We start from the raw sequence: 12,373 nt of genomic DNA, 5'->3' as shown, positions 1-12,373 counted from the left end.
AACAATCGTTTCTAAACTATAGAAAGATTTAGAAATGATTTTTAAGATTAAAATTTATACTTAAGTCCTACTTGACCACTTAAGTAAGTTTCATTTTTATTATCTACTTTACCTGCTAGTATTTGTTTAGCACCAAAGCCAAGATTCATACTGAGTTGATTTGTAAAATCTACATTACCCCCTACGATAATTTGTCCATATGTTTTTTTCTTGTTGTTAGCTTCTACGCTAGTAAAGAAAGCATTATTTATAGCTAAATTAGCTGTGTAATCATCACCCCTATTGATAACAAATTGTTCTATTTTTGGAGTTACAAAAATATAAGAGTTTTCATTCATATATTTTCTAAATTCAGCACCCACTTCAACACTTACAGAATTGTTTTTCATAGAATCAATATCTTTAGCAATAGCACCATTTTCTGTATGAGATGGAGTATAACTAAAATAATAATTTATCCCTGCAAAAGGTTTAATAAATAAAGTATTATCACTAAAGTCAAACACACGACCTGCATTAGCACTAAGTCCTAAGAATTTGCTTGTATAATCTGAGTTATATGCACCATCTATTTGAACATTGTCTTGTTTAGTTGGAGAAGCTTGAGCATAAGCTTTAAGATTAAGTTCCCATTGTGGAGCTATATTGATAGTAGAATACATACCTAATTGGAAGTTATCGCTTTTTTGTTCTAAATTATTGTCTTTGATTTTAGCATTTGCATAAGTAAAATAAGCACCCCATAAAACATTATCATTAGCTTGTTTATCTACCCCTACGGTAGCACCATACATTACACCACTATCTCCATCGATAATGTTAGCACCACCAAAAGCATTAGCCCAAACACTATTGGTATATTCATTTACATAGCTTGGTCTCATATCACTATCTAAAGCAGCAAATTTAAGGCCATTCATTTTAGAAGCATAAGTTCCAAAAGGATTGTTTAGCATTGCTACACGAGAACCTATAGAAACATCATTAGAAATATTCATAGTGGTATTAACTGCACTAGAAGCTGAATTTAGATTAGATACAGATTTACCTGTATTGTCTGTGTCTTTTTTGATTTGTAGGGCTAGTTTTACACCTTCTCTACTTGCTAAATCTGCTCCTATACTTCCTAATTGTTCTGTGATAGAACGAAGTACTAGGATAGAAGCTTTATCATTAGCACTAAGATTTAAATTTAAGCTTTTATTTACTAAATCAACGTATTTTTCATCATCGATTTTACCGCCGTTTTCTTGAGCTTCTTTTTTGAGTTGTTCAAGTTCGGTTTTTTGTTTTTCAAGGGCTTCTTTAACTTTTGCCCATTCTTCAACTTCAGCTTCATCGGAATCAAAATCATTTTTAAGTAATTTATCGATAGTATCTATATCTACTTGAAGTTGAACTAGCTTATCTTTAGCTGCTGCAGTAGCACCTCCATTAACTACCAAGCATTTATTGCCACCGCAGCTTTGAATACTAAGCTTATAATCTACTAAGCCTTTTATTCCATCGCCGTATTTATCTTCATCACTAATATCTATAACAGCTCCTGTTTCTAATTCATCTTTGCCATGAAGATCAGTTGAAACATAATCATTTAAAAATTTTACAAGTAATGCACCTGCGTTATTATTTGATTTTTCTTCTAAGATATCTTTGTTAAAATCTTTAGCTTGAACCATTATTACATTATTTGCTTCTAAGTCTGTATAAGAGCGTTTGATAAGTCCAAAATTTGAATTTGTAAGATTTGCAGTTCCATTTACCTTAACAAAATTTCCATAAGTAGCAAAAAGGGTTTTATCGGCGGTAAAATTTCCATTTATAGTTAAGCTACCATTAGCACTTTTTCCTTCAACTGCTCCATTATAAAGAATTATACCTGAGCCTTTTTCTTCATCCTCGGTAATGGCTTCCTTTCCTGAGCTAGTCATAGTTAAATCTCCATTAATCACCGAAGGCGCAAAAGCTTGTAAAATTATATCTGTTGTTTCAACTTTTTTAGCAGTAGCGTTTAGATTTGTTACATAAGCAGGTTCTTGATTGTTATTATGCGTAAAGCTTAAAGTATTGTTTTTACCGATATCAATGTTAAATCGATAATCAGCGCTATCATAGCCATCGCTTGGTAAATCCCCGATGCCCATTTTGATACTTAAATCTTTTCCTTTGTAATCATCAGGATTTTTAAGATTGATATCCTTACCATTTTCTTCAAAATATTTTCCTATATCTGAAGACTCTGTAAGATTGATTTCTTGTGCAAAAGCACCTGAATAAAGCAAAGTTGCTACACCTAAGCTTAGCAATATCTTGCTCGAAGCATTTTTCTTCATAAGTTTCTCCTTCAATAAATTTAAACTGAAGGAAAAATTATACCCCCCCCCCTAAAAATAAGCTTAAAAATAAAACTATAAATTTTTAATGAAAAATTATAAAACCTAATATATCAAAGTTTTAAGGGTAATAAATCGATCTTAACTTCATATAAAAAATTCTAAAAATTTGAAATAAACTTATGATTTACTTAAAATTAGCGTGATGGTGGAAGCGAGGGGAATCGAACCCCTGTCCAAAAATAATCCCACAAAGACCTCTACATGCTTAGCAAAGATGACTACTTCACCCTACTTCGCTCATCTTCCAAAACTCAAAAGCAAGGCTAAGACTTTATTTCACCTCAACGCTTGTCAAACGCAAGGCTACACTATCAAAAATGACCGAAAATTAAGCTAGATAGTATGACTTAAATTTCAGGCTCAACTGAACTTACGCAGCTTTAGCGTAAGCAGGAGCGAATTTAACGTTGTTTGCGTTTAATTTTATTTGGGCTTTTTACGCTTTGCCCAAAGCGACATGCCATCTAAGCAGACTTACTCCTGTCGAAGCCAAGTCGCTCCCTTATTTAGAAATAATATTTGGAACATTAACAATTAAAGGATTAAAAACCGCTAAAACAGAATCATCATTTTCATATGAACGACAATATTTTTCAAACTGATCACTCATCAAAAGCATCCAATCCGTAAATTCATCACTAGCAGGCCCGTTAAAGCGATTTGCTTGTGCCATCATCTCTTCGCAAAATACACAAAAATCAGTCACTTCTTCAAGATTTAAGCGTCTTGCTGCCCAAGCGGTATTGTGTGCTAAAGTTTCAAGCTCTTTTATGGCTTCTTTATAACGCACGCTATCACTTCCAAGCTTGATGATTAAAGGTTCAAACCTATCGCACATGGTTCTAAAAAATTGTAAAAATTTTTCTATATCGTCAATTTCATAATCTAATTCTAATTTTGTTAAAATTCCCATTTTTAAACCATAATCATTAAAGTTTAATGTAAATTCTAGCAAATTTTAGCTAAAATCTTATTTTAATTTTTCCAAAATATAAGCAAAGATATGGATAGAATAGTAGAAATAGAAAAATATTCCTTTGATGAAACTTACGAAACTTCATTGCGTCCTTCAAATTTTGATGGTTATATAGGTCAAGAAAGCATTAAAAAAAATTTAAATGTCTTTATAGCTGCAGCTAAAAAACGCAATGAATGTTTAGATCATATACTTTTTAGCGGTCCTGCAGGACTTGGAAAAACAACACTAGCTAATATCATCTCCTATGAAATGAGTGCAAATATCAAAACAACCGCCGCTCCTATGATAGAAAAAAGCGGGGATTTAGCCGCTATTTTAACTAATCTTAGCGAAGGAGATATACTTTTTATCGATGAAATTCATCGCTTAAGCCCTGCTATCGAAGAAGTACTTTACCCTGCGATGGAGGATTACCGCCTTGATATTATCATAGGTAGTGGCCCAGCTGCTCAAACCATAAAAATCGATTTACCAAAATTTACTCTCATAGGGGCTACAACACGTGCAGGTATGCTTAGTAATCCTTTGCGAGATCGTTTTGGCATGCAATTTAGATTAGAATTTTACAAAGATAGCGAACTTGCTCTCATCTTGCAAAAAGCAGCTTTAAAACTTAATAAAACTTGCGAAGAAAAAGCCGCACTTGAGATCGCTAAAAGAAGTCGCTCTACCCCAAGGATAGCCTTAAGGCTTTTAAAAAGGGTAAGGGATTTTGCCGATGTTAATGATGAAGAGATTATCACAGAAAAAAGGGCTAATGAGGCCTTAAATTCTTTAGGAGTTAATGAGCTTGGTTTTGATGCGATGGATTTAAGATATCTTGAACTTTTAACCGCTGCTAAGCAAAAACCTATCGGGCTTGCAAGTATTGCTGCGGCTTTAAGCGAAGATGAAAATACCATAGAAGATGTAATTGAGCCTTATTTGCTTGCTAATGGCTATATAGAACGCACTGCAAAAGGGCGTATAGCTAGCACAAAAAGCTATAGTGCTTTAAAATTAAACTATGAAAAAACTTTATTTGAGGAGTAAATTTTGCAAAATGGAAAAATCTTTCTTATAAGCTTTATTTTAGTTATTTTATTTCTTTTGCTTTATCTTTTTAAAGGTTTTTTACTTGTGATTATCATAGCTAGTTTAATGGCGGTAGCTACCTCAAACATCAATGCGAAATTTTTAAATCTAACTAAAGGACATAAATTTTTAGCTTCCATTCTTACAACAGCTTGCATGGTTTTGCTTTTCTTTGCACCTTTTGTTTATGCCATGATAGAACTTGCCAAAGCTTTAAAGAATTTTGATATCAATTTAGTCACACAAACACTTGATTATGTCAAAAACTATCAATTTACCTTGCCTGAAAGCTTTAATTTTTTAGAACCTAAAATCAAAGAATTTTTAGCTTCTATAGATTTAAATAGCATTTCCAAACAAATCCTAAGTTATGCTTCAAGTTTTACAAAATCAGGAGCTAAATTCCTTATAGATATGGTTTTAATTTGCGTATTTTATTTCTTTGCAAATCTATATGGAACAGAACTTGTTATCTATCTTAAATCCATCATTCCTATTGATAAAAAAGAACTCGATGATGTTTTAAGCGAAGTGGGTAATGTTATGGCTGTTGTGCTTTACTCTATGGTGATTGTAGCGATATTTCAAGGTGCACTTTTTGGTTTAATCACAATGTTTTATGGTTATGATGGAATTTTAATGGGAGTAATTTTTGCTGTAAGTTCTCTCATACCTGCTATAGGAGGAGCTTTAATTTATGTGCCTGTAAGTCTTTATGAATTTGCCTCAAACAATCTTAACTCAGCTCTTGTTATTTTTATTTATTCTGTAATTGTAATTTCTTTTATAGCAGATACTTTAATCAAGCCTTTAATTATCAAATGGATCAACAAAAAACTTGTAAAAACCCCAACCAAAATCAACGAACTTTTAATTTTCTTGGCTATGATAGCAGGAATTTCTACCTTTGGTTTTTGGGGTATTATACTAGGTCCTGCAATTTTAACCTTTTTTGTATCAACTTTAAGAATGTATGTGATTTTAAAAGATAAGAATTTAATTTAACTTGCCTTAAAAAGGCAAGTTTTATGTTCTAGGCTTTTGGGCCTATCATTTTAGTAGGATCAACAAATTTATTGAAATCTTCTTCGCTAACCAAACCAAGCTCCATTGCACTTTCTTTTAAAGAAATACCTTTTTTATGGGCATTTTTGGCTACTTTAGCAGCATTTTCATAACCTATGTGTGGATTTAGAGCGGTAACTAGCATTAAAGAATTATGAAGATTATGATCGATTTTTGCACGATTTGGTTCTATACCTACAGCACAATGGATGTTGAATGAATGCATAGAATCAGCCAACAAATCAAGACTTTGCAAGAAATTATAAATAATCACAGGCTTAAACACATTAAGTTCAAAATTTCCTTGACTTGCTGCAAATCCAATAGCTGCATCATTTCCCATCACTTGTACAGCAACCATAGTAACAGCTTCGCACTGGGTAGGATTTACCTTACCTGGCATAATCGAACTTCCTGGTTCATTTTCAGGAATGATAAGCTCACCAAGACCACATCTTGGACCCGAAGCTAACCATCTTATATCATTTGCAATTTTCATTAAATTTGCAGCCAAACCTTTCATAGCTCCATGAGTAAAATTGATCGCATCATGACTTGTTAAAGCATGAAATTTATTTGGACTTGAAACAAATTTCGTACCTATAAGTTGAGTTAGTTCTTCACTTACTTTTTGGCTTAATTCTGGATGCGCATTAAGCCCTGTTCCTACTGCGGTTCCTCCTATAGCAAGTTCTCTTAAAGTTGGTAAAGAAGCGATGATTTGCTCTTTTGAATGCAAAAGCATAGAAAGATATCCACTAAATTCTTGTGCTAGAGTAAGTGGCGTAGCATCTTGTAAATGCGTGCGTCCTATCTTGATAATACCATCAAATTCTTTTACTTTTTTTTCAAAAGTTGCAATAAGCTCATCAAGCGCAGGGATGAGCTTTTTCTCTACTTGCTCAACTGCAACTATACTCATAGCTGTTGGAAAAGTATCATTTGAACTTTGACTCATATTAACATGATCATTTGGATGTACAAGCTTTTCTTTTCGAAAATCTCCGCCCATGATTTCAGTGGCACGATTTGCAATAACTTCATTCATATTCATATTGCTTTGCGTACCTGAACCTGTTTGCCAAATCGCAAGTGGAAAATTATCATCAAATTTACCTGCGATAATCTCATCACAAGCTTGAACTATAGCATTTTTTTTAGCATCATCAAGTTTGCCAAGTTTGTTATTGACTAAAGCTAAAGATTTTTTAAGATTTGCAAAAGCATAGATTAAAACCTTTGGCATTTTCTCACAACCGATTTTGAAATTTTCAAAACTTCTTTCAGTTTGCGCTCCCCAATATTTGTCATTTGGGACCTTAACTTCACCCATGGTATCATGTTCAACTCTGTATTCCATAGTGTTTCCTTTCTAGAAATATTGTTAGAATTATTTAAGCAAAAATAAGCATAAAATTAGCTTATAATTTAAAATTTATTTATAATTTTTGAAGTATTTGAAAGTTATGTGCAGTTTCTTTAAACTGCACGGATTATTCGACTGTTACGCTTTTAGCCAAATTTCTTGGCATATCCACATCATTGCCAAGTCTTATAGAAATTTCCATTGCTAAAAGTTGAGTAATTACCATCATTTCAAAAAATTCACACATATAGTGATCTTGCTCATTGGTTTTTATAAAATCATCGCTCAAATCAAATTCTAAAGGCGAAATGCTAAGCACTGTAGAATCCCTAGCAATAAGCTCTTCAACATTTGATTTTGTTTTTTCATAAAGCATATGCTTTGGCATTAAAGCTATAGTATAAAGTTTAGAATCAGCCAGAGCAATAGGGCCATGTTTCATCTCTCCTGCAGGATAACCCTCAGCGTGAAGATAAGATAATTCTTTAAGTTTTAAAGCTCCTTCTAAGGCCAAAGGATAAAACACATCTCTACCTATAAAGAAAAAGCCATGTCCATCTAAATAACGCTTGGATAAACGATGAATTTTTTCATGTAAAGCCTGTTTTACACTCACACAATTTGGAGTATGTAAAAGCGCTTTAATTTCAGCAGAAACATTTAAATTTCTTTTTTGTGCCATAAAAATAGCAAGCATCCAAAGTGTTAAAACCTGAGTGGCAAAAGCTTTAGTTGAAGCAACTCCTTTTTCTATGCCCGCACGAGTTAAAAGGCTTAGATGTGCTAAACGCACTATATTAGAATTATCCACATTACAAATTGCAAAAGTCTTAGCACCCTGCTCTTTTGCAATCTTTAAAGCCTCTAAAGTGTCTGCTGTTTCTCCACTTTGAGAAATAACGATAAATAAAGAATCTTTTTTTATAATTGCTTCACGGTAGCGAAATTCACTTGCAATTTCTACCTTAGCTTTAACTTTAGCAATTCTTTCAAACAAATAAGCACTTGCCATTGCAGCATGATAGCTTGTTCCACAAGCACAAAGCGTGATTTCATCTACTTGACTTAAATCTTCATTGTTTAGCTCATCAAAAACGACTTCATCGCCTTGAATACGTCCCATTAAAACTTCACTCATCACGCGACTTTGTTCATAAATTTCTTTTTCCATAAAAAAGCGAAAGCCGTCTTTTTTTGCATAAGCCTTATCGCCTGAAAGCTTAGAAAAACAAAGTGATTTTAAAACATCATTTTCATAAACAACAAGCTCATCTTTACTCGCGTATCCCAAGCTTAAATCTTCAAGATACATTACCTCATCACAACTTCCTATCAAAGGTGCATCACCTGAAGAAAAATACCATTCTTTATTTGCATTTTTACCGATAATCAAAGGAGCAGCATTTTTTGCAAAATACACATGATTGGGATCTTTTTTTGTTACTAACAAAGTAGCAAAAGCACCGCGAAGTTCTTTGATGGTTTTTTGCCAAGCTTCAAAAACTCCCAAATTTCTTGCGTAAAATTCAAAAAGCTGGACAATAACTTCAGTATCGGTTTGACTTAAAAAACTCACGCCTTCTTTTTCAAGTTTATCTTTGATTTCTTTATAATTTTCTATAATACCATTGTGAATCACACAAGAATACTGTCCTAAATGAGGATGTGCATTGATTTCAGTAGGCTTACCATGAGTTGCCCATCTTGTATGACCTATAGCAAAACCATAACCTTGACTTTCAAAATCCGTGCATTTATTCGCCAAATTTTCAAGTTTTCCTACAGCTTTAAAAAAACTAAGCTCACCTTCTTGCATCACTGCCATACCCGCACTATCATAGCCACGATATTCTAATTCTTTAAGTCCATTTAGTATAATTTGTTTTTTCTCATTATTTCCTATATAGCCTACGATTCCACACATTTTTTTACTCACTTATTAATAAATTAACTAACTTTTGCTCGCTATGTTCTAGTTTTTCATTCTTTTGAAAAATAAAAATATTACGCGTCCTTTGTCTTATGGTTTGAATTTTTGCTGCGCATAAAACAAGTTCAAGTTCATTAAAAACATTCATCAAATACGCCATTAAACCTTGCTGATCTTTAGTATTAAGACCTAATTTGGCATACATTTTAGAATAATTTAAGTCTAATTTTAACTCATCTTTTTTAATGATTGGCTTTTTAATTTTTTTCAAATTAAAACCAGAAAGATTTGAATTTAAAAGCTCGCAAAGTTTTAGTTTTTGCTCATCACTGATAATATTATCATATTCAAATCTTAAATAAATTTTATCATCAAAAAGTTCAAAAAAATTCATGAAAATAAGATTTAAATTTGTTAAAGAACTTAAAATAATGGCAATATTAAAATGAAGTGGTGCAATAATTTGCAAACTAAGATTTGTTTCATTGCTAAACCAAAATTTAAAATCATTTTCTTTGGCTAATTTAGAAATCATAACAATATCTTCAAAAGTATTTTTTATAATAAAAAGATTTGATTTGATATGTATGATTTTATCTTGCAAAATTTCATCTTGCTCTAAAAAAATCTTACTTCTTTTAAGCGTTAATTCTTTTTTTACTCTTCTTGCGCTTTCTTCAAGTAGATTTTCATCTTCAAAACCTTGTTTTGCATTTTCTAAAAGTTTATCAAGAACTCTAAAATAAAAAGCATTGTAATTTAAAGCCTTAGCCTTTAGCCAAGTTAAAGTGTATAAAAGCTCTAAATTTTCTAAATTTTCTAATTTAGAAACCAAACTACTTACAACAATAGGATTATATATATCTTCTTTTTCTACAAGATCTTTTAAGGCATTATTGTTTTTAAATATTTTAAGACCCCATTCTAAAATTTCATTCTTTAAATCAAATTTGGAGCAATACGCTCTATATATGCCTGCTAAAGAAATTTCATTTTCACTTTCTATAGCGCTTAAAAGTATCACAAGCTTTAAAATCATTTTTTCATCGGTTTTAAGTTTTTGGAGTATCTCAAGCTCATCTTCGTATTTTTCAAATTCACTTAACATAAGAAAAACTTGCTCATCAAAACTATAATTTCCTTCTTCATCACTTAAAAAACGAACTGTCCAAAAAGGCTTGCATAAATCTTTTAAAATTCCACTATCAAGCAAAAGTTTTAAAACACAAAAACTATGCCTTTTATAAAAAATTTTCTCAAAAAGTATTAAAGCTTTTTCTATATCTTTTTTACCGTATTTCAATCTTCTTAGGGCAAAAACCAAGTTAAGATCGAAAATAACCTCTTTATCTTCAAGTTTTAATAAGTATTCTAAAACTTCTATAAGAGTTTTAAATTTATATTCTTGTTTAAGAGCATGATTTAATCCATCTTGAATTTGCTTTGCTAAAAAGTGCGTATAAAAACCTATAGTATGCATACTTTGCAAAGCCTTTTGAACCAACAACTCATTTGCTCCAAAATGTTTTTTAGCTTTTTTATACATTAATTCACTCAAATCATGAACATTAATAAGTAAAAATTCATCCTCATTTTTAGCACTTAATAAATTCATCGCTGATTTTAAAGAAAGTAAAAAATCTCCAGCTAAACGCAACTCGCTTAAATTTTTTTCATCTATAAAATTTAAAGCATAATTTTTTGGAGAAGTCTTAAAAAGAACAAGCAAACTCTCTAAGGATCTTAAATGATTTAATCCGCCAAAATCTTTTAAGATATTAAATTCTTGCTTTATAAATGGAATATCAAATTCTTTAAAATTTTCTAGCAAAAGCTTGGCAAAATCATTTTTATTTTCTTCTAAAATACTCTCAAATTTCGTCTTAATCCCTTTAAATAAAATCCTAGAACCACATATGAAACGAGTTTGTATTATAGAAGTCTTAAGCTCATTGCTAGCATTATAAAGTCCATTAAATTCTAAGATAACAGAGTCAATTTGCAAATGTGCATCATTTAAAATTTCAATAAAAGCCTTAATCATAGGTTTTAAATGAAAAGCCTTAATATCTTTATAAACAAAAATCAAAGAAATACTTTCATTAAAACAAAGACTATTGTTTGCATATGCTTTGCTTGCTAAAACACAAAAAGGGATATTATCACTTGGAGGTGAAAAATCATCAAAATAATCTTTAAGAACTATATCATAAGCTTTTTTTATGAAATTATCCATATTTTTAGAATGATATAAGCTAAACGCCCCTTGCTTAAGAAAAAATTTTCTACAACTTTGGGTATAGGAACTAAGATTTTTTTTAAAAATTTCTAATTCTTTATTTAACAAAATTTCCACTCTCTTTAAATTTTAATATTTTAATAATAATCTTAACAAAAATATCTTTTATTTTGGCTTTTTCTATAAACTCTTTTTCAGTAAGCAAAAATTATAATGCTTTATTTAAAAACAGCAAAAGAGTAAAATTAAAATGAAAAATTTAATTACCAAACTAGAAAATGAAGAAAGATTAAACCAAGAAGAAGCCAATGCACTTTGGGATTTAGATCTTTTTACCCTAGGCAAATACGCTCACAAAAAACGCACTAAACTTCATGGAAAAAAAGTCTATTTTAATATCAATCGTCATATCAATCCAACTAATATCTGTGCAGATACCTGTAAATTTTGTGCCTTTTCAGCACACCGAAAAAATCCTAATCCTTATTTGATGACTCATGAAGAAATCATGAAAATTGTTGATGAAACCGTAAAACGAGAAACCAAAGAAGTACATATCGTTTCAGCTCATAACAAAGATACAACTTGGCAATGGTATTTAGAAATTTTTAAAATGATAAAAGAAAAATATCCTAATCTTCATGTAAAAGCTATGACTGCTGCTGAGATTGATTTTTTACATCGTCGTTTTAAAATGAGCTATGAAGAAGTGATAGAAAAAATGCTTGAATACGGCGTTGATTCCATGCCAGGCGGTGGAGCTGAAATTTTTGATGAAGAAGTGCGTAAGAAAATTTGTCATGGAAAAGTTAGCAGTGAAAATTGGCTTAAAATTCATAAACTTTGGCATGAAAAAGGCAAACAAAGTAATGCTACCATGCTTTTTGGACATATAGAAGAAAGACATCACAGGGTCGATCATATGTTAAGACTGCGTGATCTTCAAGATCAAACCGGTGGATTTAATGCTTTTATCCCTCTAGTTTGGCAAAGGGATAATAGCTTTATACAAACTGATAAAATCATAGATAGTGAAGAAATTTTAAAAACCATTGCCATTGCTCGTTTGGTGCTTGATAATATTAAAAATATCAAAGCTTACTGGGCAACAATGACTTTAAATTTAGCCATGGTAGCACAAGAATTTGGAGCTAATGATTTAGACGGCACCATAGAAAAAGAAAGCATACAAAGCGCAGGTGGTGCAAAATCTGCCAAAGGCACAAGTTTAAAAACTTTTATCGATATGATAAAAACTTCAAATCTTATTCCTGTAGAACGCGATAGTTTGTATAACGAGCTAAAAACCTACTAAGGAGAAAAA

General features: G+C 31.4%; 8 protein-coding genes and 1 other RNA gene. 3 read left to right on the top strand and 6 right to left on the bottom strand.

The genetic code is table 11. The features are described from left to right. Positions 1–47: 47 nt before the first annotated feature. The 3 genes from AJN60_RS04440 to AJN60_RS04430 form a co-directional block, all read right to left on the bottom strand. The gene (locus AJN60_RS04440; protein ID WP_070261087.1) at positions 48–2,333 is read right to left on the bottom strand and encodes an autotransporter outer membrane beta-barrel domain-containing protein; all 2,286 of its coding nucleotides are present in this window, start codon (positions 2,331–2,333) and stop codon (positions 48–50) included. Between the two features lie 206 nt (positions 2,334–2,539). Next, positions 2,540–2,898: a transfer-messenger RNA gene (ssrA, locus tag AJN60_RS04435) on the bottom strand. Then, positions 2,899–3,309 carry a hypothetical protein gene (locus AJN60_RS04430; protein WP_002783915.1) on the bottom strand — a complete coding sequence of 137 codons (411 nt, stop codon included), beginning with the start codon at positions 3,307–3,309 and terminating at the stop codon, positions 2,899–2,901. 90 nt (positions 3,310–3,399) lie between these two features. On the opposite strand from AJN60_RS04430, the gene ruvB reads away from it, so the two are divergent. Then, positions 3,400–4,407 carry a Holliday junction branch migration DNA helicase RuvB gene (ruvB, locus tag AJN60_RS04425; RefSeq protein ID WP_070233719.1) on the top strand — a complete coding sequence of 336 codons (1,008 nt, stop codon included), beginning with the start codon at positions 3,400–3,402 and terminating at the stop codon, positions 4,405–4,407. A 3-nt stretch (positions 4,408–4,410) separates the two neighbouring features. Beyond that, positions 4,411–5,454 (top strand): AI-2E family transporter, encoded by a 1,044-nt coding sequence (locus tag AJN60_RS04420; protein ID WP_044780168.1) that lies wholly within the window; start codon positions 4,411–4,413, stop codon positions 5,452–5,454. Between the two features lie 28 nt (positions 5,455–5,482). On the opposite strand, the gene fumC is transcribed toward AJN60_RS04420, so the two are convergent. The 3 genes from fumC to AJN60_RS04405 form a co-directional block, all read right to left on the bottom strand. After that, on the bottom strand, positions 5,483–6,874 hold the full coding sequence (gene fumC / locus AJN60_RS04415) for a class II fumarate hydratase (protein ID WP_002854099.1): 1,392 nt from the start codon (positions 6,872–6,874) through the stop codon (positions 5,483–5,485). 133 nt (positions 6,875–7,007) lie between these two features. Beyond that, entirely contained in the window at positions 7,008–8,804 is a 1,797-nt protein-coding gene (gene glmS, locus AJN60_RS04410) for a glutamine--fructose-6-phosphate transaminase (isomerizing) (protein WP_052776832.1), read from the bottom strand. Positions 8,805–8,808: 4 nt separating this feature from the next. Continuing rightward, positions 8,809–11,157 (bottom strand): nucleotidyltransferase, encoded by a 2,349-nt coding sequence (locus tag AJN60_RS04405; RefSeq protein ID WP_070285950.1) that lies wholly within the window; start codon positions 11,155–11,157, stop codon positions 8,809–8,811. Between the two features lie 142 nt (positions 11,158–11,299). On the opposite strand from AJN60_RS04405, the gene mqnE reads away from it, so the two are divergent. Next, positions 11,300–12,364 (top strand): aminofutalosine synthase MqnE, encoded by a 1,065-nt coding sequence (gene mqnE / locus AJN60_RS04400; RefSeq protein ID WP_070284116.1) that lies wholly within the window; start codon positions 11,300–11,302, stop codon positions 12,362–12,364. The last annotated feature ends 9 nt before the right edge of the window (positions 12,365–12,373 follow it).

The organism is Campylobacter sp. BCW_4323 (assembly GCF_001763115.1).
GTDB lineage: Bacteria > Campylobacterota > Campylobacteria > Campylobacterales > Campylobacteraceae > Campylobacter_D > Campylobacter_D jejuni.
The sequence above is the reverse complement of the archived record's forward strand: the minus strand, read 5'-3'. Positions and strand labels throughout refer to the sequence as shown.

Excerpts from the sequence above, each read along its gene's own strand:
- ruvB (WP_070233719.1), top strand. The coding sequence starts at position 3,400 with ATGGATAGAATAGTAGAAATAGAAAAATATTCCTTTGATGAAACTTAC.
- mqnE (WP_070284116.1), top strand. The coding sequence starts at position 11,300 with ATGAAAAATTTAATTACCAAACTAGAAAATGAAGAAAGATTAAACCAA.
- AJN60_RS04440 (WP_070261087.1), bottom strand. The coding sequence starts at position 2,333 with ATGAAGAAAAATGCTTCGAGCAAGATATTGCTAAGCTTAGGTGTAGCA.
- AJN60_RS04430 (WP_002783915.1), bottom strand. The coding sequence starts at position 3,309 with ATGGGAATTTTAACAAAATTAGAATTAGATTATGAAATTGACGATATA.
- fumC (WP_002854099.1), bottom strand. The coding sequence starts at position 6,874 with ATGGAATACAGAGTTGAACATGATACCATGGGTGAAGTTAAGGTCCCA.
- glmS (WP_052776832.1), bottom strand. The coding sequence starts at position 8,804 with ATGTGTGGAATCGTAGGCTATATAGGAAATAATGAGAAAAAACAAATT.